General features: G+C 65.6%; 17 protein-coding genes. 6 read left to right on the plus strand and 11 right to left on the minus strand.

All coding sequences use genetic code 11. From position 1 onward, the window contains the following. Positions 1-210 precede the first annotated feature (210 nt). The 3 genes from dnaN (at position 211) to gyrB (ending at position 5,158) form a co-directional block, all read left to right on the plus strand. A complete protein-coding gene (dnaN, locus tag DT069_RS17285) occupies positions 211-1,329 on the plus strand; it encodes a DNA polymerase III subunit beta (protein ID WP_119461571.1) in 1,119 nt (372 codons plus the stop codon). Positions 1,330-1,466: 137 nt separating this feature from the next. Further along, positions 1,467-2,642 carry a DNA replication/repair protein RecF gene (recF, locus tag DT069_RS17290; RefSeq protein WP_119461572.1) on the plus strand — a complete coding sequence of 392 codons (1,176 nt, stop codon included), beginning with the start codon at positions 1,467-1,469 and terminating at the stop codon, positions 2,640-2,642. A 74-nt stretch (positions 2,643-2,716) separates the two neighbouring features. Continuing rightward, entirely contained in the window at positions 2,717-5,158 is a 2,442-nt protein-coding gene (gyrB, locus tag DT069_RS17295) for a DNA topoisomerase (ATP-hydrolyzing) subunit B (protein ID WP_119461573.1), read from the plus strand. A 150-nt stretch (positions 5,159-5,308) separates the two neighbouring features. Here the strand turns inward: gyrB and DT069_RS17300 are convergent, their stop codons facing one another. The 8 genes from DT069_RS17300 to DT069_RS17335 form a co-directional block, all read right to left on the minus strand. Continuing rightward, positions 5,309-6,202 (minus strand): glycine betaine ABC transporter substrate-binding protein, encoded by an 894-nt coding sequence (locus tag DT069_RS17300; RefSeq protein WP_425450333.1) that lies wholly within the window; start codon positions 6,200-6,202, stop codon positions 5,309-5,311. 36 nt (positions 6,203-6,238) lie between these two features. Further along, positions 6,239-6,880, minus strand: coding sequence for an ABC transporter permease (locus DT069_RS17305; RefSeq protein WP_119461574.1), 642 nt, complete (start codon positions 6,878-6,880; stop codon positions 6,239-6,241). Between the two features lie 143 nt (positions 6,881-7,023). Next, positions 7,024-8,157 (minus strand): ABC transporter ATP-binding protein, encoded by a 1,134-nt coding sequence (locus DT069_RS17310; RefSeq protein ID WP_119461575.1) that lies wholly within the window; start codon positions 8,155-8,157, stop codon positions 7,024-7,026. Beyond that, complete coding sequence (locus tag DT069_RS17315; protein ID WP_119461576.1) at positions 8,154-8,816, minus strand: ABC transporter permease; 663 nt, start codon at positions 8,814-8,816, stop codon at positions 8,154-8,156. Before DT069_RS17315 ends, DT069_RS17310 begins: the two co-directional genes overlap by 4 nt. A gap of 31 nt (positions 8,817-8,847) precedes the next feature. After that, a complete protein-coding gene (locus DT069_RS17320; protein WP_119461577.1) occupies positions 8,848-9,531 on the minus strand; it encodes an isochorismatase family protein in 684 nt (227 codons plus the stop codon). Continuing rightward, entirely contained in the window at positions 9,532-10,836 is a 1,305-nt protein-coding gene (locus tag DT069_RS17325; protein ID WP_119461578.1) for a M24 family metallopeptidase, read from the minus strand. It abuts the gene before it with no gap. Positions 10,837-10,943: 107 nt separating this feature from the next. Beyond that, positions 10,944-11,939, minus strand: coding sequence for a GlxA family transcriptional regulator (locus DT069_RS17330; protein ID WP_425450334.1), 996 nt, complete (start codon positions 11,937-11,939; stop codon positions 10,944-10,946). A gap of 207 nt (positions 11,940-12,146) precedes the next feature. Continuing rightward, positions 12,147-13,040 (minus strand): glycine betaine ABC transporter substrate-binding protein, encoded by an 894-nt coding sequence (locus DT069_RS17335; RefSeq protein WP_119461580.1) that lies wholly within the window; start codon positions 13,038-13,040, stop codon positions 12,147-12,149. A 369-nt stretch (positions 13,041-13,409) separates the two neighbouring features. Here DT069_RS17335 and DT069_RS17340 point away from each other — a divergent pair, with 369 nt between their 5' ends. Continuing rightward, entirely contained in the window at positions 13,410-14,297 is an 888-nt protein-coding gene (locus tag DT069_RS17340; protein ID WP_119461581.1) for an alpha/beta hydrolase, read from the plus strand. Positions 14,298-14,319: 22 nt separating this feature from the next. Here DT069_RS17340 and DT069_RS17345 read toward each other — a convergent pair whose 3' ends face one another. Then, positions 14,320-15,372, minus strand: a complete 1,053-nt coding sequence (locus tag DT069_RS17345) for a GlxA family transcriptional regulator (RefSeq protein WP_119461582.1) — start codon at positions 15,370-15,372, stop codon at positions 14,320-14,322. Between the two features lie 113 nt (positions 15,373-15,485). Here DT069_RS17345 and DT069_RS17350 point away from each other — a divergent pair, with 113 nt between their 5' ends. Next, on the plus strand, positions 15,486-16,583 hold the full coding sequence (locus DT069_RS17350) for a class I SAM-dependent methyltransferase (RefSeq protein ID WP_119461583.1): 1,098 nt from the start codon (positions 15,486-15,488) through the stop codon (positions 16,581-16,583). A 6-nt stretch (positions 16,584-16,589) separates the two neighbouring features. On the opposite strand, the gene DT069_RS17355 is transcribed toward DT069_RS17350, so the two are convergent. Continuing rightward, positions 16,590-16,853, minus strand: coding sequence for a hypothetical protein (locus DT069_RS17355; RefSeq protein WP_119461584.1), 264 nt, complete (start codon positions 16,851-16,853; stop codon positions 16,590-16,592). Next, on the minus strand, positions 16,853-17,833 hold the full coding sequence (locus DT069_RS17360; protein WP_162913253.1) for a GNAT family N-acetyltransferase: 981 nt from the start codon (positions 17,831-17,833) through the stop codon (positions 16,853-16,855). Before DT069_RS17360 ends, DT069_RS17355 begins: the two co-directional genes overlap by 1 nt. Positions 17,834-17,979: 146 nt before the next feature. Here DT069_RS17360 and DT069_RS17365 point away from each other — a divergent pair, with 146 nt between their 5' ends. After that, positions 17,980-19,995, plus strand: a complete 2,016-nt coding sequence (locus tag DT069_RS17365; protein ID WP_119461586.1) for a transglycosylase domain-containing protein — start codon at positions 17,980-17,982, stop codon at positions 19,993-19,995. Positions 19,996-20,012 lie beyond the last annotated feature (17 nt).

Raw genomic sequence — 20,012 nt, forward strand, 5'->3', positions numbered from 1 at the left:
CCGCGTAAAATCCTTACCTTCCGTCAACCTTCTGATATAATGCGCGAGGATGCCGCGTCGGCTTGGCGCGTCGCCTCCGTCAGCACTCGGGAAACCCCGGCGAAAACCCGGAATGCCGCTGCTGAGGCGCTTTTCGGAGCCCTATCGGCAGCCGATCGGGAATGCTCCGCGGACCCTTCGATTTGACTCCATTTCAGACCGTGTAGACCCATGAAACTGACCCTCGAACGGAGCGACCTTCTGAAGTCCCTGGCGCATGTTCAGAGCGTCGTAGAACGCCGCAACACGATCCCGATCCTGTCGAACGTCCTGCTCGAGACGGTCGAGGGTGCGGTAAGCCTCGTCGCCACCGACATGGATCTCACGATTGTCGAAAAGGTGCCGGCGATGATCGCCGAAGGCGGCGCCACCACCATTCCGGCGCACACGCTCTACGATATCGTCCGCAAGCTGCCGGAGGGCGCGCAGGTCCAGCTCGACGGCAGCGGCGACAGCGGCCAGCTCGTCCTGCGCGCCGGCCGCTCCCGGTTCACGCTGGCGACCCTCCCGAAGGAGGATTTCCCGACGATGGGCGCCGGCGAGCTGCCGCATCAGTTCACCCTCACGGTCAACGAGATGCGCCGGTTGATCGACCGCACGCGCTTCGCCATCTCGACGGAGGAGACGCGCTATTACCTGAACGGCATCTATCTGCACGCCGCCACGGTCGACGATCAGCGCCTGCTGCGCGCCGTCGCGACCGACGGCCACCGCCTGGCCCGGGTCGAGCGGCCGCTGCCGTCGGGCGCCGGCGAGATGCCGGGCGTGATCATCCCGCGCAAGACCGTGGGCGAGCTGCGCAAGCTGATCGAGGAGGCGGACGAGACGATCGAGGTCGCCCTGTCCGATGCCCGGATCCGCTTCGCGTTCGACGATGTCGTGCTGACCTCGAAGCTGATCGACGGGACCTTTCCCGACTATCAGCGCGTGATCCCGAGCGGAAACGACAAGGTGCTGGAGGTCGACCGGCGCAGCTTCGCCGAGGCGGTGGACCGCGTCTCGACGATCTCGAGCGAGAAGTCCCGGGCCGTCAAGCTGAGCGTCAAGGGCGAAAACCTCACTTTGTCCGCGACCAGCCCAGAAAACGGCAGCGCCAGCGAGGAATTGGAAGTGAATTTCAACGGCGAGGGGATCGAAATCGGCTTCAACGCTCGCTATCTATTGGACATCACTCACCAGATCGAAGGCGATGGCGCCCAGTTCGCCATGGCCGATGCCGCATCGCCGACGCTGGTGCGCGACGTCGCCGACACGAGCGCCCTCTACGTCCTGATGCCGATGCGGGTCTGAGTCCGAATTCCTCCTGGAGGCACTCGATTCTGACATCATTTCATCAGCAGGCCCATAGCGCGCCCTATGGCGCGACCGGCCATACGGGGCCCGTTGCGCCAGAGAGGGGGCGCGAGGGATGTCGCGAAACCGTCTCCGTGACGCTCGCCCGCCTCGCTTTGACCGATTTCCGGTGCTATGGGCGGGCCGTGATGGCGGTCGATCCGCGGCCGGTGGTGCTGACCGGCCCCAACGGCGCCGGCAAGACCAATCTGCTGGAGGCGATCTCCTTCCTGGCGCCCGGCCGGGGGCTGCGTCAAGCCAGCCTCGGCGCGATCGACCGGCGGCCGCCACAGGCGAACGGCGCACCCCAGCAGACGACGGAAAGCGGCACGGATGCGGCTGCCGCCTGCGCTTGGGCCGTCGCGGCGCGCCTCACCGGGCCGGACGGCGCGACCGAGATCGGCACAGGGCGCGACCCGGCCACCGAAACTGGGCGCGAGCGTCGGCTGGTGAAGATCGACGGTGCCTTCGTCCGTGGCCAGGCCCCGCTGGCGGAACGGCTCGGCGTGGTCTGGCTGACCCCCCAGATGGACCGCCTGTTCCTGGAAGGCGCCTCGGCGCGGCGGCGCTTTCTCGACCGGCTGGTCTATGGCCTCGATCCCGATCACGCGTCGCGGGTCGCGGCCTATGACCATGCGCTGCGCGAACGGGCTCGGCTGCTTCGGGCCGGAGCGTCTCATGACGGCGCGTGGCTGGCCGCGCTCGAGGAGCAGATCGCCGCGCGCGGCGTCGCCATCGCGGCGGCCCGCCGGGATTTCGCGGCGCGCCTCGACCATGCCGTCACCGACGGCGTCGGCCCGTTTCCGAAAGCGGGCCTGCGCGTCGACGGCACGGTCGAATCCTGGCTCGACGAGATGCCGGCACTGGCGGCGGAGGACCGCTTCCGCGCACGCCTGGCGGACTCGCGAGCCCGCGATGCCGAAATGGGCGGCGCGGCGCTGGGGCCGCATCGCAGCGATCTGGCGGTGACGCATCTCGCCAAGGGCATGCCGGCCGGCGACTGCTCGACCGGCGAGCAGAAGGCGCTGCTGATCTCGATCGTCCTCGCCGTTGCGCGGCTGCAGACAGCGGCGCGCGGCGCGGCCCCCGTCCTGCTGCTCGACGAGGTAGCCGCCCACCTCGACGTCGTGCGCCGGGCGGCGTTGTTCGAGGAGATGCTGGCGCTCGGCGCGCAGGCCTGGCTCACCGGCACCGAAGAGGACCTGTTTCACCCCTTGGGCGACCGGGCCCAGTTCTTCCGCGTCCGGGACGCGGTCATTACCCAGCGATGAGCACCGATTTCGGTGTTCGTCGGTCGCCCGCGCGAACCGCTGCGGCGCGCCGACAATGATTGGATGAGGAAAAAATGCAGAACGCGGGACAGCAATCGTCCGCCGTCGCGGCGACCGAATATGGCGCGGACTCGATCAAGGTCTTGCGCGGGCTCGATGCCGTGCGCAAGCGGCCGGGCATGTATATCGGCGACACCGACGACGGCTCGGGCCTGCATCACATGGTCTATGAGGTCGTCGACAATGCGATCGACGAGTCGCTGGCCGGCCATTGCGACCGGATCGACGTGACGCTCGACGGTGACGGCTCGGTCACGGTCCGCGACAACGGCCGCGGTATCCCCGTCGACATCCACCGCGAGGAGGGGGTCTCCGCCGCCGAGGTGATCATGACCCAGCTCCATGCCGGCGGGAAGTTCGACCAGAACTCCTACAAGGTCTCGGGCGGCCTGCACGGCGTCGGCGTGTCGGTGGTCAACGCGCTCTCCGAGCGTCTCGACCTCCGCATCTGGCGTAACGGCAAGGAGCATTTCGTCCGCTTCCACGACGGCGAGGCTGAGGCGCCGCTCGCCGTGGTCGGCGAGGCGGCGGGCCAGCGCGGCACCGAGATCACCTTCCTGCCCTCGAAGCGGACCTTCACCAAGACGGAGTTCGATTTCGCGACGCTGGAGCACCGCCTGCGCGAGCTGGCCTTCCTGAACTCCGGCGTCCGACTGTTCCTGACCGACATGCGCGGTGTCGAGCCGAAGACGGTGGAGCTGTTCTATGAGGGCGGGCTGGAGGCCTTCGTCCGCTATCTCGACCGCACCAAGACGGCCCTCCACACGCCCGTCATCGCCATGGCGGGCGAGAGGGAGGGCATCACCGTCGAGGTCGCGATGGAGTGGACCGACAGCTATCACGAGACGATGCTGTGCTTCACCAACAACATCCCGCAGCGTGACGGCGGAACCCACCTCGCCGGCTTCCGCGCTGCGCTTACGCGGCAGATGAACCAGTATGCCGGCGAAAGCGGCCTCGCCAAGAAGGAGAAGGTCGCGCTGACCGGCGACGATGCGCGCGAGGGCCTCACCTGCGTGCTCTCGGTCAAGGTGCCCGATCCGAAGTTCTCCTCGCAGACCAAGGACAAGCTGGTCTCCTCGGAAGTCCGCCCGATAGTCGAGAGCGTCGTCAACGAGCGGCTGAACCAGTGGTTCGAGGAGCATCCGGCCGAGGCAAGGCGCGTCGTCGCCAAGGTCGTCGAGGCCGCCGCCGCCCGCGAGGCGGCGCGCCGGGCGCGCGAGCTCACCCGCCGCAAGGGCGCGCTCGACATCGCCTCGCTGCCGGGCAAGCTCTCCGACTGCCAGGAGCGCGATCCGGCGTTCTCCGAGCTCTTCATCGTCGAGGGCGATTCCGCCGGCGGCTCGGCCAAGCAGGGCCGGAACCGGAAGTTTCAGGCGATCCTGCCGCTGCGCGGCAAAATCCTGAATGTCGAGCGGGCGCGCTTCGACAAGATGCTGGGCTCGGCCGAGATCGGCACGCTGATCGCCGCGCTCGGCACCGGGATCGGCCGCGAGGAGTTCAACGTCGGCAAAGCCCGCTACCACAAGATCATCATCATGACCGACGCCGACGTTGACGGCTCGCACATTCGCACGCTGCTGCTCACCTTCTTCTACCGGCAGATGCCCGAGATCATCGAGAAGGGCTATCTCTACATCGCCCAGCCGCCGCTCTACCGCGCGAAGAAGGGGAATTCCGAGCGCTATCTGAAGGACGACCGGCAGCTCGAGGACTATCTGATCGATACCGGTCTCGACGGGGTGGTGCTGCGGCTCGCCGATGGAACGCAGATCGCCGGCGAGGATCTGCGCAACCTCGTCAAGCGGGCGAGCCTCGCGCGCTCCTACATACAGCCGCTGAGCCGCAAGACGCAGAACGAGGATGTCGTCGAGCAGGCGGCCATCGCCGGCGCGCTCGATCCGGCGCTGCTCGCCGACACCGATCGCGCTACCGCCGCCGCGGCCTACATCGCCCAGCGGCTCGACCTCCTCTCGCCGGTCGAGGAGCGCGGCTGGGTCGGCGAGGTCGATGCCGATGGCGGGCTTGCCTTCAGCCGAACCTTGCGCGGCTACATGACCCGCGTCGTGATCGACGCGCCGCTGATTCGCAGCGGCGAGAGCCACCGGCTCGACGCCATGGCGGCGGAGCTGCAGCAGACCTATGAGCGGCACGCCACGCTCGTCGTTAAGGATCGCGAGGTCGAGATCACCGGCCCGATCAGCCTGATCGAGACGATCCTGGAGACCGGCCGCAAGGGCGTCGCCGTGCAGCGCTACAAGGGCTTGGGCGAGATGAACCCGGACCAGCTCTGGGAAACCACCCTCGACCCCGAGGTCCGCGCCCTGCTGCAGGTCAAGATCAGCCATGTCGACGAGGCCGAGGAGGTGTTCTCGACCCTGATGGGCGACGTCGTCGAGCCCCGCCGCGAATTCATCCAGTCCAACGCGCTGAGCGTGGCGAACCTGGACGTGTGACGCGGACGCCGTGGACTTTCAAGCAAAGTCCACGGCGCCTACTGCTCGACGCGCATCCTGGTGTCGGCGGCCCTTGAGAGTGACCGACCAACCGTTGTAGGGGCGGGTCTGAAACCCATCCCTATCTGAAGAGCGCAATGGCGGACCTGGTCACAATAGGCCCTGCTCCTTCAAGTAGGTCGTGGCGACCTCGTCGATCGATTTTTTGTTGACGTCAACCTCGCCGTTGAGACGTTGCATCGTGGCGTCGTCGAGCTTGGATGCCAAGGCCTCCAGGGTCTCCTTGAGGTCGGGATGCGCCTCGAGGGTCTCCTTGCGGACGACGGGAACAAGCGCGTAGTTCGGAAAGAAGTTCTTGTCGTCTTTCAGCAGCGTGAGATCCATGGCGGCGATCCGGCCGTCGGTCGCGGCGACGACGGACACATCCACGTCTCCGCCGGCGAGGGCCGGGAATACGAGGCCGATTTCCATCGGGCGGATGTTGGCGCGCCCGGCCTCGAAATCATAGGCCTCTTCCAGTCCGATCAGCCCGTCCTGCCGCTTGGGGAACTCTGCCGTCGTTGCCATGATGACGTCCTTCCCGTCGTTATAGGCAGCCGCCAGATCGGAAAGCGTCGTCATCCCTTCGGTATTCGGGTTGTCCTTTCGAATGGCCAAGGCATAGGTGTTGTTCACCTCGGAGGGCGCCAGCCAGACAAGCCCCTTGGCGCCGTCGAGCTCTTTGACCCTCTGATAGGTTTCCTCCGGCGACAGAGATTCGGTGACCTTGTTGAAGGTGACGAGCGACGTGCCGGTATATTCCCAGTAGAGATCCACTTGGCCGTTCTCCAAGGCCGCGCGGACGATGTTGGTCCCCATGCCATCCCTCTTGTCGATCTCGTAGCCCTTGGTTTCCAGCAACTGCTTGGTCATCTCGGCAATCAGGAACTGTTCGGTGAAGTCCTTGCCGCCCACGGTCAGCTCGGCTGCGCAGGCCGTGCCGCCGAGCGCGAGGAGCGCAATTGCGGAAAGCGCGATTCGTTTCAGTGTCGAACTCATCATCATGATGCATCCCTGTCTTGGTGGCCTTGTCGCTTCGTCTCAGCGAAGCGGGTTTATTCCTCGCGGCACGAGGTAGTACTGAAGCCTGCCGACGAGAAAATCGGTGAGGACCGCGAGCAGGGCGGTCGAAATGGCGCCGGCGAGCATCATCGGCAGATCGTAGAGGGCGATGCCCGTGAAGATGAGCTCGCCCAGGCCGCCTGCGCCGATCAGGAAGGCCAGCGGTGCGGTACCGACGCAGATCGCAAGCGCCGTCCGGATGCCGCCGAATATGATGAACAGCGCATTCGGAAGCTCGACACGCCAGAAGACCTGACTGGCCGTCATGCCCATTCCGCGGGCGGCCTCCTTGAGCGGAGCGGGTACGCTTCTGAGGCCCGTGAACGTGTTCCTGACGATCGGCAGCAAGGTTGCCGCCCATAGTCCGAAGATCGACGGAACAATGCCGATCCCGAGGATGGTCATGGAGAGGGCGAGGATCGCCAGCGTGGGAATGGTCGTTCCCAGGTTGAAGATCTGGAGGATGAATTCCGACGTCCTCCGAAAGGCGGGCCGCGACAATATCGCACCGACCGGGAGCCCGGTCAGAATGGCGAGGCTGCCGGCCCAGCAAACAAGCTCGATATGCTGGCGGCCGAGAAAGATGATGTCCTCGCGATAGGAGAGGATTTCGGCGGGCATGTCGCTCGACAGGCACCATGCGCCCACCGCCGCTGCCAGCAGGAGCCAGGGGAGCGCTGCCGTGCGGCTGGTCCGAACAGGCCTTCCGGCACCCGCCGATGGCCGCGGCCTCCCTCTCCACGCTCTCTCCGCACTCGCCCCGTTCATGCCGGCGTTTCCGGAATCGACAGGCTCTTGATGATCGAGCGGTATGTCACCGCGCCCTGGAATTGGCCGTCCTCGTCGACGCAAGGCATGATCGGCATGTCGTGCGTGAACATGAGGGCGACCGTGCTGTGCAGATCGGCCTCTACGGGAACGGCCGCGCGTATCGGCTCGGCATGATCGCCGCAGGTTCCGCTACGGGCGGATGCCTGGCCGCCGGAGATCACGTCGCCGGAGACCACGCCGCCGGGTCGCCCATCCGGCTCCAGCATCAGAACGGCCGGATAGCCCTTGGCCCGCATCAACTCGCCGGCCTTCTCGACCGGATCTTCGCGCCGGACGACGTCGACCTCTGCAAGCATGGCTTCGGCGACGCGCAGGAGCCGAAGCCGCTTCAATGTGCGGTCGGAGCCGAGGAAGGTTTCGATAAACGGCGTCGCAGGATTGGCGAGCAGCCGGTCGGGCGTCGAAAACTGCTCGAGACGGCCAGCGCGGAAAATGGCGATCTTGTCGGCCATCTTCACCGCTTCGTCGAGGTCATGCGAAACGAAGATGATGGTCTTCCGCAAGGTTTCCTGCATGCGCAGGAACTCGTCCTGGATCACTTCGCGGTTGATCGGATCGAGCGCTCCGAAAGGCTCGTCCATCAGCATCACCGGCGGATCGGCGGCCAGGGCGCGGATGACGCCGACGCGCTGCTGCTGACCACCGGACAGCTCCTTCGGATAGCGCTCCATGAAGCTGGCCGGCTCCATCGCGACCATTTCGAGGAGTTCCGCCGCACGCGCCCGCGACTTCTTCCGGTCCCAGCCCAACAGGTCGGGCACCACGCAGATGTTCTCCGCGACGGTCTTGTTCGGAAACAGCCCGATCTGCTGGATGACATAGCCGATCGAGCGGCGGAGCTGGATCGGGTCGATCATGTCGGTGTCGCGGCCGTCGATGTACACCTTACCGCCTGTCGGCTCGATCAGGCGGTTGATCATCTTCATCGTCGTGGTCTTGCCGCAGCCCGAGGGGCCGAGCAGGACGCAGATCTCGCCCGCCGGAACCTCGAAGTTGACGTCGTTGACGGCCGTGACGCCGCTGCCCGGGGCGCCGAAGACCTTGGTCAGGTGCTCGAGCCGGATCATGCTGCTGCTCCTATGGAGAGGCCCTTCGAGGTGAGCAGCTTCTGGACGAGTGCCAGCAGAAGGTCGACGGCAATCGCAAGCAGGGACACGGCGACCGCCCCGGTGATGAGCTGTCGTGGATCCGACTGGCTGATGCCGCGCGAGATGAATTCTCCGAGGCCGCCCGCGCCGATATAGGCCGCGATCGCCGTCACCCCGATATTCATGACCGCGGCGGTTCGGACGCCGGCCATGATGACCGGGATCGCCAGCGGAATTTCGACCTGCCGCAATCGCTGGGAAGAACTCATGCCCATTCCGATCCCGGCTTCACGCAGCGCCGGGTCGACGTCGGCTATGGCCGCGTAGGTGTTCCTTATGATCGGAAGCTGCGAGTACAAGATGATCGCAATGACGGCCGGAACATAGCCGATGCCGTGGCCGAACGGCGATAGTAGGGGAATCATCAGGCCGAAAAGCGCGATCGACGGCACGGTGATCATCATCGAGGCGAGATAGAGAACCGCGTCGGCGACGCGCTTGGACTGCGTGATCGCAATGCCGATGGGGACGGCGGTGACGACGGCTATCGAAACCGCGACGGCGACGATGGACACATGCTCGATCGCGCGCTCGGCGATGAGGTCGAGATTGTCATAGGCGTAGGTAAGCGTTTCCATATAGTCGAGATCCTGTGATTGCCTCCCATCTTCAAAGGTCGAGATAAAGGTCTGCCGCGTTCTCGTAGGTGAAGCGAAGCGGGACCGATCCTTCCACCATCCAGGCTTTGACCGTCTCTCCGGCCATCATCCGACAGGCGCCGTCGGTATCGGTGACGGCACCGCCATAGAGCCGATTGGCGAGGTTGAGAATGGCCGTCTGGTGCATCGCGGCACTTCCGCTTCCGCAGGCGTCCTTGACGAGGATGACGCGGAAGCCCAGCCCGATCGCATCCTTCACCGTTGCCGCGATACAGGCCTCGGTCCAGACCCCGGCGATGAACACCCACTCGACGCCGCGCGCCCTGAGCGCCATGCCGGCATCGCCTTGGGCGAATGTGCTCGCCTCCGTCTTCACCAGGACGATCTCGTCACCGGCCGGTCCGACTTCAGGGCAGATCGCCGACAGCGGGTTTTTTACGTCGCTGAATGCGGACGAGCCGTCCGGCATCACCGGATGGAAGGGTTTCGCCGGCTGCGTGGAGAGATCGACGACATAGGCCGAGTGGAGGACCGGAATGCCTGCCGCGCGCGCCGTCTGCTGCAGGCGCCGGACATTGGCGATGATCGCGTCGAACCCTTCGACGAGGTAGCGACTGTCCTTCCGGTGCTCCTCCTGAAGGTCGATGAAGAGCGCCGCCGCCTTGCTTGCATCGATGGAGAGCGCAGCCTTCATTCAGGAGCGCCCGTCGAGCAGCTCGTCCTCGTAGGGGAACCGCGAGAGAAGCTCGGTGCCCGTCTCGGTGATCAGGATCTCTTCTTCGAGCTTGACGCCCTCACGCCCGCCCTTCTCGCCGATATAGCTTTCGACGCTGACCACCATGCCGGGAACGAGATGGCCCTCTCTGCCATAGGTCTCGTAGTCCATGGCGTGAGCGATGAACGGGGTCTCGCCATGCATGCCGACGCCGTGCATGACGGAGGTGTAACGTTGCTCGATGAAACGCTCCGGTATCTTCCACGCCTTCTCCGCGATCTCGCGGAACGCCATGCCGGGCTTGACGATGCCGATATTGTGCTGAACCTGGTCGTAGGCCATGCGATAGAGCATTTTCTGGTAGTCGGTGGGCTTGCCCGGGCCGCAGCGGAACGTGCGGGAGAAATCCGAGAAATAGCCGTAGCAGCCGATGGTGTCGGTATCGAGCGCAATAAGCTCGCCCGGCCTGATCTTGCGACCGCCCGCCTCGTTGAACCACGGGTTCGTGCGCTGGCCGGAGGAAAGCAGCCGCGTCTCGATGAACTCGCCGCCCTGGCGGATCACCTCATGGTACAGGATGGCGAAAAGCTCGTTTTCCGAGAGTCCCGGCCTGATCGCCTCGCGCACGGCGGCCACCGCCGCCTCCGCGCCGGCCATCGAGACCTGGAGGCATCTGACCTCTTCGGGCGTCTTGACTGCACGCACGGCGAGGATCTCGCCCTGGCAATCCGTGACGGTGCAGCCCCGCTTCTCAAGCGCGAGCGCTTGCAGATGGCTGCAACGGTCGAGCCCGATCTTCATCGATCCGCCGCCGTGGGTCTTCAACAGATCGGCGATCTCGTCAGCAAAGGCGCCCGCGGTCTCGCCGTCCCGATTTGAAACCGACGACCAGACGAGCTTGGAAGGGCGCGCCTCGTCGACCGTGTCGAGCACCGTCGAGACATGGTAGCTCTGCGGATACTCGAAGAGGACGATCGGCCCCTCTGTCGGAATGAAGAAATATCGCGTCGAGTTGCGCAGGAAGTAGCCGAACATGTTGCGCGAGCCGGTCGCGTAACGCTGGTTGTAGGGGTCGAACAGGACCACCGCGCCATAGCCGGCCTCGGCCATCCAGTCCCGCAACTTCTTCAGGCGGCCCTTCCGCAACGCGTCCGTGTCGATATAGGACGGTTCGGTATCCGACAGCCACATGCCGCCGGCCGGATCCGCCGCGACCGGATGGCGCATGCGGCCCACAAAATCGACATCTTCAACGCTGTCGGGATCGAAAACGACTATGCTCATCGGGCGCCTCCTCGTGATGCCCAAGAATGCGATGCTGGGACGGCTTTGTTTGTGCGAATTCCCGCAAATACTGTGCGAAATTCCGCTTGAGGGCAGTTGATGGAATCTTAGCTCCTGCGCGCCGCGCCTGGCGGATGGCCCGTGAATTCCTTGAACGCCCTTGCGAAGCTCGACATGCTCGCGAAGCCGCAGGCGAGCGCGACGTCACGCACCGGTAGGCTCGAATGCGCGAGCAGGTCGGCAGCCCGCCGCAGCCGCAGTCGGCGGTAATAGGCGCTGGGAGCGACTCCCACTTCCGAGCGGAAGGCACGTTCGAGCTTGTCGGCCGAGACGCCGAGCTTCACTGCCAGATCCGCCATCCGCAGCCGCTCTTCGACGGCCTCTTCCATGGCGGCGATCGCCGATAAGACGAGCTCGTTCTGAATGCCGGTGCGGAGACGCAGGGGCATCATCTTTCGGTCTACGCTGGAGCGCAGCGGACTGTGCACGAACCACTCCGCGACGCCTGCCGCCAGCTCCGCGCCATAATCCGTCGCGATGATTTCCAGCATCATGTCGAGGCTGCCGACACCGCCGGCCGACGTAAAGCGTCTGCGGTCGATCACGTAAAGGTCGCGACGCAGGTCGATCTCGGGAAATGCTTCCATGAATGCCGGCTGGCTGGTCCAGTGCAGGGTGCAGGTGTGATCGTCGAGGAGTCCGGCCCGGGCAAGGAAGAACGCGGCGTCCGCGACGGCACCGACCTGGGCGCCGCCAAGCAGGTTCTTCCTGATCCAGGCAACCGCGCGATCGGCCACCAGACGGTCGGCGTCACCGCCCGAGCATACGACGATGCGGTCCACCATCGGCGCATCATGCACTGAATAGGCAGGTTCGATGGCCACGCCGCTAGAGGCTTCGACCTTCTCCCCCGAAAGACCGACGGTGATCCAGCGATAGAAAGGCCGCCCCGCAAGAATGTTCGCGGCCCGAAGCGGTTCGATGACCGAGCTGAACGCCATCATCGGAAAACCGGGGAAGATCAGAACTGCGAACGTGATCGGCGGAGCCGAATTCGCGACTTCTGATTTTGTCCGCCCTCGAGTTGTCGAAGCTCGAATCAAATTGCATCCGCGCGCTTGATGAGTGCATGACCCGCCAACCGCCGATACTTCTCTTGAGCACAGACCAGGTCAACGCTGATCTGCCATCGGCTATCGGACTGGCGTTGTCGGGGCGAATGTTCTGTCCGGTCGCCATGCTTATTGGTGCCAAGACGCGGCCGCCGGCGGTTTGCCTTCCGCCGACGGTCCCTGCTTGAAAGGCGCCGTTCACAGGAGTCCTTGCTCCTCCAAATAACTCCTGGCGACATCCTCGATCGTCTTCTGCTGTACGTCGACTTCGCCATTCAGACGCTGCATGGTCGGATCGTCGAGTCCGGTCGAAAGCGATTCCAGGATGTCCTTGAGTCCCGGGTGCTCCTCCAGCGTGTCCTGGCGGATCACCGGCGTCAAAGCGTAGTTCGGAAAGAACTCCTTGTCGTCCTTGAGCAGGGTCAGGTCCATGGCCGCGATAAGGCCATCGGTTGCTTGTACGGAAACGATGTCCACGTCACCGTTCGCGAGCGCTTTATAAGCTAAGCCGAGATCCATCGGCCTGACGTTGGCGCGGCCGGCCTCGAACTCATAGGCCTTTTGAAGCCCCAATAGCCCATCTTTTCGTCTTGGAAACTCCGCGGTGGTGGCCATGATCAATGACTCGCCGGCATTGTAGGCTGCGGCCATGTCCGAAATCGTCTCCATTCCGTCGGTCTTCGGATTGTCCTTGCGAATCGCCATGGCGTAGGTGTTGTTGGCCTTGGAAGGCGCCAGCCAGACGAGGCCCTTGGTGCCATCGAGCTCTTTGACCCTCTGATAGGTTTCCTCCGGCGACAGAGATTCAGTGACCTTGTTGAAGGTCACGAGCGACGTTCCGGTATATTCCCAGTAAAGATCGACCGCCCCATTCTCCAGGGCCGAACGGACGACGGCCGTTCCCATGCCGTCCGATTTCTCGACATCGTAGCCTTCCGCTTCGAGCAGTTGCGTGGTCATTTCGGCAAGGATCAACTGTTCCGTGAAGTTCTTGCCGCCGACGGTCAGCTCGGCCGCGGACACGCTGCCGGCCGCACCAAGACTCACGGCGATGGTCAGCAGGATGCGTTTGAATCGTGAGAAGTCGGTCATCTGGTCCTCCCGTCTGGTTGGCTCATTGGCCCATCCCCTGGTTCACCGAAGGATGCATCAACCAGAGCGCCGGAAATGCGCCGTAATCCGCATGGGATGTGCGAAGATCCGCAGCCGTTTGCTCGATCGGCGCACCTGCCTGGCTCAGCGTTGGCATATTGCTGCCGAAACCTGCGCTCGAGCGCGTCTGCGGAAGCCCGGGGCCGAATTGCCAAGTCGGCGATGGCCCGGAGGGGCGGCCGCCTCTCCTAGTAATTCCTTCTCGCCTCATCGGTGCGAAAAATCATAAGACAAGCTTGATCCGATCAGGCTGGTTCGGCCTGATCGGACCGTAGGTCGGCCTCATTTCCAAGCAGTTCAGGGTGACACATGGAGTCCAGCAACACAGTCGAGATATCATGGGCCGACTCGGACCCCGCAACGCTGCGCGCGCATCACTTGGCCGACGCCTTGGAAAGGGAAGGCCCTCCGGCCGAAGGCGTGCATGAGGAGGAGCTGTCTCCGGAGGGCAGCTTTCAAGGCGGCCTGATGTTCACGCCCCCTGACCCGGTCCCCGGAGCAGCCATCATCTACTTCCACGGTGGAGGCTTTATTGCCGGCAGCCCGCGGACACACCGTTGCGTGACCTCATGGCTGGCTGCCCTCTCGGCCGTGCGTGTCCTGTCGGCGCGCTACCGGCTGACGCCGGAAAACCGGTACCCCGCACAACGGGATGATGCGGTCGCGGCGGTCGAGCGCGCAGCGGGGCTGGCCGACGCGACGGGCGGAGCGCCAAGACTCTTCCTTTGCGGCGACAGCGCGGGAGCCTGCGTCGCGCTCTGGGGATTGCACGGCTTGCCTGCCGCTCTCCGCGCGAAGGTCGCCGGTCTGGCGCTTCTCTACGGCGGCTACGGGCTGACCGAGAGTCCGAGCGTCTCAAGATTCGGTACGGCGGCGAACGGGCTCGATACGAACACGCTTCGGATCATGTATCAGAGACTTGTCGACGGACGCTCGGCCCGATCCTTTGACAGCCTTTCTCCGCTGGGCTTCGCGTCGGAGATCACCGAACCGACTTATATCCTCGCGGCAGAAATGGATGCCGTCTTCGACGATTCACGGACACTCCACGCGAAGCTGGTCGAGAGCGGCTCTCCCAGCCTGTTCGAGTCCGCGGCCGGGATGGATCATGGCTTCCTGAAGGAAGCGGGAAAGCAACCTTCGGCGACGGCCGAACTGGAGAAGGTCGCGAAGTGGATCGATAGCCGGGTCCGATGACCTCCGTCAATTCTCGCCATCCTCACGCCGCCGCCTGCCACAGCCGAAACAGCGGCTGGAAGCGGCGGCGATAGACGGAGGGGGAGATGCCGACCGCGCGGCGGAACAGGCGGCGGAAGCTCGCGGGCTCGGCATATCCCACCTCTGCGCCGATCTCGTCCACATTGATCTCCGTCGTCTCGAGGAGATGCTTGGCCTCCTCGATCCGGAGCGCCTGCACATAGGCGATCGGCGACAGCCCCGTCACCTGCCTGAATCGGCGATGGAAGGTCCGCTCCGAAAGCCCGCTCATCGACGCCATCGACGCGACCGGGGTGTCGCAGGCGTAATTGTCCGCGATCCAGCGCTGGCATTCGCCGATCACCCGGTCGTCATGCTGGCGGCCCGTGGAGAGGGCCGCGAAGGGAAGCTGCCCCTCGCCATGCCATTGCAGGAGATAGAGCTTGGCGATCCTCACCGCCTCCTCGGGACCCGCGAGGCGCGCGATCAGATAAAGCAGCAGATCGGTCCAGGACGAGGCGCCGCCGGCGGTGATCACCCGATGCCCGGCCCCGGCCGAGACGAGAATGCGCTCACCCCGGACGACGACCTTGGGAAAGTTCCGCGCAAGCGCGTCACAATAGCCCCAATGCGTCGTCGCCTCGGCACCGTCGAGCAGCCCGCTCTTGGCGATCACCAGCGCGCCCGAGCAGATCGAGGCGACGATCGCGCCGCGATCATGGGCGCGGCGGATCCAGGCCGCGATCGATTCATAAAGCGGCGGCAGCGGCGCGTCCGGCGCAATAATGAAATCCGGCAGCAGCACGATGTCCGGGTCGGGAAAATCGTCCAAGGACCCGTGTGGCTCGATCCGAATGTTGTTCGGCCCGGTGAAGCCGCGGCCGTCGACCGAGACGATTCGCGGGAGGAAGCGCGGCGTCCGCGGCGGCCGGCCATGCAGCAGTTCCCAGTCCCGTCCGACCGAGCATAGCACGTCGACGAGCGTGAACAGGCTTGAGGCGCCGACATCCGGCGTCGCCACGACGGCCGTCAGCAATGTTCGCTCCTTATCCTCGAGCATTGTCGTCTCGCGCATGACCCTTGCCGATGTTGCCGATTTGGACCGGTTTCTTCCGATTCAAGACTAGCAGCATTGTCGCACCGGGAATAGGGTCCGGCCCGCTTTCCACGCCATCAGGAGATTTTGCCATGGCACTTGCAATCGACACTTCCGTCCAGCCGGCCGAAACGGCCTACGACAGCCGGCAGGCCGAGCGGTTTGCCGAGCGCCTACTCGGCGCACTCAATGAGGCCAGTCTGATCGCCATGACGTCAATCGGCCACCGCACCGGCCTGTTCGACGTGATGGCCGAGATGCCGCCCGCGACCGTTGCCGAGATCGCCGCGCGGGCCGGCCTTGTGGAGCGCTATGTGCGCGAATGGCTCGCCGTGATGGTTACGAGCCGTGTCGTCGTTTATGACGCGGAGACCGCGACCTATCGCCTGCCGGCCGAGCATGCGGCCTTCCTCACCCGCGCCGCCACGCCCGACAATATCGCGGTGACCGCCCAGATGATCCCGCTCACCGCGCGGGTGGAGGACGCGATCATCGAGCGCTTCCGCAAGGGCGGCGGCCTTCATTACCACGATTATCCCCGGTTCCATGAGGTTATGGCCGAGGATAGCGGCCAGACGGTCGTTGCCGCGCTGTTCGATCATATCCTGCCGCTGGTTCCCGGCCTCGCTGGGCGGCTCGAGAACGGAATCGACGTCGTCGATGCCGGCTGCGGCTCGGGGCGCGCGCTGGTGACGCTTGCGGAGCGCTTCCCGAAGAGCCGCTTCCTGGGGCTCGATCTCTGCGCCGAGGCGATCGAACGGGGCCGCGAGGCGGCACGCGAGAAGGGCCTCGCCAACCTCCACTTCGAAATGCGCGATCTATCGACTGAGGAGACGCTCGGCGCCTATGATCTCGTCACCGCTTTCGACGCCGTGCACGACCAGAAGGATCCGCAGGGCCTGCTCGACGCGGTCGCGCGGTCGCTAAAGCCCGGCGGCGTCTTCCTGATGCAGGATATTGCCGGGTCGAGCCGGCTGGAGAAGAACCTCGACCACCCGCCGGCGCCCTTCCTCTACACCATCTCCTGCCTGCACTGCACGCCCGTCTCCCTCGCGCAGGGCGGGCCGGGGCTCGGCACCATGTGGGGCGAGGAACTCGCGATGGCGATGCTGGAGCGTGCCGGCTTCCGGGAGGTGACGGTCGAACGCCTGCCGCACGATCCGTTTAACGCCTACTTCATCGCGCGATGAGTCCGCCTAAAGTTCGCGGTCGTCGGTGAACCGTTCCAGGAGCCGGTCGGCGGGAGGCAGGTCCGGCACGGCCGACCGGCTATCTTCATAGTCCTGCATGATCCACCAGAGCGCCTGGTTGAGATCCTTCGCGTAAAGGCCGAGATCCTCCGCCGCCTCGTCGGTGAGATCGCCTTCTGCGAGGCGTCGCTCCAGCCGCTGGCTCTCGGCCGCGAGCGCGCGGATGCAGGCGATCAAGGCGTTCGTCGACATGCGCTCGGGGCGCCGCATCAGCGCATCCCACCGTCTACCGCCAGTCGCTCGAACGCCTCCCCTTCGGCAATGCAGATGATCACGTCCTCCAACTCCCCCGCCAGGCTGCGATAGAAGCGGCGGGCGCGGGTGTTGGTTCGCAGCACTTCCCAATAGAGAAAGTCGCCGCCGCGCTGCGTCGTCGCCCGGGTCGCCGCGGCGATCAGCGCCCGGCCCAGGCCGTGCCCGCGCGTCCGCGGCATTACATAGAGGTCGGAGAGGAACGCACCACGGGCGCCGGTCTCGGTGTCATAGGCCGGCAGAAACAGGGCATAGCCGACGGGCGCCCCCTGCCGTTCGGCGAAAAGGGAGGTAAAGGCCGCGTTCGGACCGAAGCCGTCGGCGCGCAAGGCAGCCTCGATGCCGGCCCGCGGGGGGCGGCAGTCCAGCTCGCGGTTCAGCGCCTCCAGCATTGTCGCGAGGGCGCCGGCATCGGCTGGCCGGGCCGGGCGGATCGCTGCGGATCGCGGCGCGGCCTCCGCCAGGGTCCGGAACCTGTCCCCCGATACGGAGCAGACCCGCAGATCCTGCTGCTCTCGGCCGATGCCGCTGTAGAACAGCCGGGCCGCGCCGTTATGTTGCAGGACGCCCCATCGCATCATGCGCGCGCCCCGCTCCCGCCCGATCCGCGCGACGGCCGCCATCAGGGCGCGTCCCACGCCGGCCCGCCGCGCCGCCTTTTCGACATAAAGATCGGCTAAATAAGCCCCGTGAACGAGTCGGTCGGTGTCGTAATCTGGGTAATGGAGAGCATAGCCGACGGTCGCGCCGTCGCGCTCGGCGATCAGGCAGGCGAAGGCGGGCGCCTGGCCGAATCCGTCGCGGCAAAAGGCCTCTGCCGAGAATTGAGAGGGCGGCCCGCCCTCGTCCTGGCTGAGCGCGGCCGCCATCGCGGCGACGCGTTCGCCGTCGCCGGGCGTGGCGGCACGGATGACGAGGGGTGACGGGGGAGCGGGCATGATCCTTATTGACCGGTATCGACGGGCCGAGACGATCATGCCTTGTCGCCTTCAGAGAGGCAATCCGCCGGCCCTGCATCCGCAATTCAAACGGATGGTGCGGACGCGACTGGCGTCGCGGCGCCAAATCGCCTAAACAGCGGGCAATGGCACAGAAGAAGACCCGATCCGCCAATGGCGGGCGCAACGGAGCGCGGCGCGCCAACGCTAATGGGGGTGGTTCCCGGGCGCGTCCGCCGCGCCCGTCGCCGCTCCCCTTCCTCCTGAAATGGTCCCTGGTCGCCATGGTCTGGGCGGTGTTCCTCGGCCTCTGCGTGATGGCCTGGCTCGCTTACGACCTGCCCAGCGTCGAGACGCTCGACGATATCGACCGAAGACCCAGCGTCACTCTGCTCACCAAAGACGGGTCGACGCTCGCGACCTACGGCGATCTCTATGGCAAATCGGTGCGGCTGTCCGATCTGCCGCCCTATCTGCCGCAGGCGGTGCTGGCGACCGAGGACCGCCGTTTCTACAGCCATCCCGGGGTGGATCCGATCGGCCTCGCCCGGGCGATCTATGTCAATCTGCGCGATTGGGAGCTGTCTCAAGGCGGCAGCACCATCACCCAGCAACTCGCAAAGAACATCTTTCTGACCCCGGAGCGGACGATCCGCCGCAAGGGGCAGGAGCTGCTGCTGGCCCTCTGGCTCGAGCGCAACTTCACCAAAGACCAGATCCTCAGTCTCTATCTCAACCGGGTCTATTTCGGCGCCGGTACCTATGGCGTCGACGCGGCGGCGCGGCGCTTCTTCGGCAAGCCGGCGGCGGCGGTGAACGTCTATGAGGCGGCGATGCTGGCGGGCTTGCTGAAGGCGCCGTCGCGCTACAATCCGCTGAGCGACCCGGAGGGGGCCGACGCCCGCGCACGGCTGGTGCTGCGCAACATGGTCGCGGCCGGCTATCTGACGGACGACCAGGCGACATATGTGGCGCGCACCCAGGCGGGCAACGGCATCGTGACCGCATCGCGGACCGGCCGGTATTTCGCCGACTGGGTGCTCGACCAGGTGTCGAGCTATGTCGGCTATACGGGTCAGGATCTGGTCGTGGTCACCACGCTCGATCCCGCGCTGCAGCGCCTCGCCGAGGCCGAGCTGGCCCGGCTGCTGGAGGAGCGGGGCACCGCCGCCGAGGTGAAGCAGGGCGCGCTGGTGGCGCTCACGCCCGATGGCGCGGTGCGGGCGATGGTCGGCGGGCGCGCCTATGCCCATAGTCAGTTCAACCGCGCGACGCAGGCGCTGCGGCAGCCCGGCTCGGCGTTTAAGCCGTTCGTGTTCCTCGCCGGCATGGAAAGCGGCCTCGCGCCCGAAAGCCGGTTCGTCGACGGGCCGATCTCGATCGGCAAGTGGAAGCCGGACAACTACAACGACAAATATCATGGCGAAGTGACGCTCCGCGAGGCCTTCGCCCGCTCGCTGAACAGCGTCGCGATCCAGGTGTCCCAGCGGGTCGGCCCCGATACGGTGGTAGAAACCGCCCACCGGCTCGGCATCACCAGCGATCTCAATCCCAGGCCCAGCATTGCGCTGGGCGCCAGCGAGGTTTCGCTGCTCGACCTCACCGCCGCCTATGGCGTGTTCGCGAACCAGGGCTACGGCGTCTGGCCGCGCGGCATCGAGGAGATCCGCGACACCAACGGCGTGATCCTCTACAGCCGGGTCGGCTCCGGGCCGGGCCGCCTCGTCGCGCCACGCAACGTGGCGGCGATGGTCGACTTGATGTCGGCTGCGATCGAATGGGGTACCGGCCGGTCGGCCGCCCTCGAGCGTCCGGCCGCCGGAAAGACGGGCACCAGCCAGGATTTTCGCGACGCCTGGTTCGTCGGCTTCACCGCCGAGCTCGTGACCGGGGTCTGGTTCGGCAATGACGACGGCGCGCCGATGGCGGCGATCACCGGCGGCACGCTCCCGGCGAAGCTGTGGCGGGCCTTCATGAGCAAGGCGCTGGAGGGCCGGCCCGCGCAGGCGCTGCTCAACCCCGTCATCGCGGCGCAGCAGCCGGTGCCGGAGCCGACAAGCCCCGCGGCCGGGCGGGCCGTCGCGGCGGAGGCGGAACCGGAGAAGAGCTCTCTCGAGGAATGGCTCGAGCGTATCACCGGCTTGAATCGGAAGAAGAAGTAGGGGCGGGTTTCAAACCC

Origin of the sequence: Virgifigura deserti, from assembly GCA_003576685.1 — a bacterium.
Taxonomy (GTDB): Bacteria; Pseudomonadota; Alphaproteobacteria; order Dongiales; family Dongiaceae; genus Virgifigura; species Virgifigura deserti.

Coding starts and splice junctions, on each gene's coding strand:
- dnaN (WP_119461571.1), top strand. CDS start 211: ATGAAACTGACCCTCGAACGGAGCGACCTTCTGAAGTCCCTGGCGCAT.
- gyrB (WP_119461573.1), top strand. CDS start 2,717: ATGCAGAACGCGGGACAGCAATCGTCCGCCGTCGCGGCGACCGAATAT.
- DT069_RS17300 (WP_425450333.1), bottom strand. CDS start 6,202: ATGATGATGAGTTCGACACTGAAACGAATCGCGCTTTCCGCAATTGCG.
- DT069_RS17305 (WP_119461574.1), bottom strand. CDS start 6,880: ATGCCCGCCGAAATCCTCTCCTATCGCGAGGACATCATCTTTCTCGGC.
- DT069_RS17310 (WP_119461575.1), bottom strand. CDS start 8,157: ATGATCCGGCTCGAGCACCTGACCAAGGTCTTCGGCGCCCCGGGCAGC.
- DT069_RS17315 (WP_119461576.1), bottom strand. CDS start 8,816: ATGGAAACGCTTACCTACGCCTATGACAATCTCGACCTCATCGCCGAG.
- DT069_RS17320 (WP_119461577.1), bottom strand. CDS start 9,531: ATGAAGGCTGCGCTCTCCATCGATGCAAGCAAGGCGGCGGCGCTCTTC.
- DT069_RS17325 (WP_119461578.1), bottom strand. CDS start 10,836: ATGAGCATAGTCGTTTTCGATCCCGACAGCGTTGAAGATGTCGATTTT.
- DT069_RS17335 (WP_119461580.1), bottom strand. CDS start 13,040: ATGACCGACTTCTCACGATTCAAACGCATCCTGCTGACCATCGCCGTG.
- DT069_RS17340 (WP_119461581.1), top strand. CDS start 13,410: ATGGAGTCCAGCAACACAGTCGAGATATCATGGGCCGACTCGGACCCC.
- DT069_RS17345 (WP_119461582.1), bottom strand. CDS start 15,372: ATGCGCGAGACGACAATGCTCGAGGATAAGGAGCGAACATTGCTGACG.
- DT069_RS17350 (WP_119461583.1), top strand. CDS start 15,486: ATGGCACTTGCAATCGACACTTCCGTCCAGCCGGCCGAAACGGCCTAC.
- DT069_RS17355 (WP_119461584.1), bottom strand. CDS start 16,853: ATGCGGCGCCCCGAGCGCATGTCGACGAACGCCTTGATCGCCTGCATC.
- DT069_RS17360 (WP_162913253.1), bottom strand. CDS start 17,833: ATGCCCGCTCCCCCGTCACCCCTCGTCATCCGTGCCGCCACGCCCGGC.
- DT069_RS17365 (WP_119461586.1), top strand. CDS start 17,980: ATGGCACAGAAGAAGACCCGATCCGCCAATGGCGGGCGCAACGGAGCG.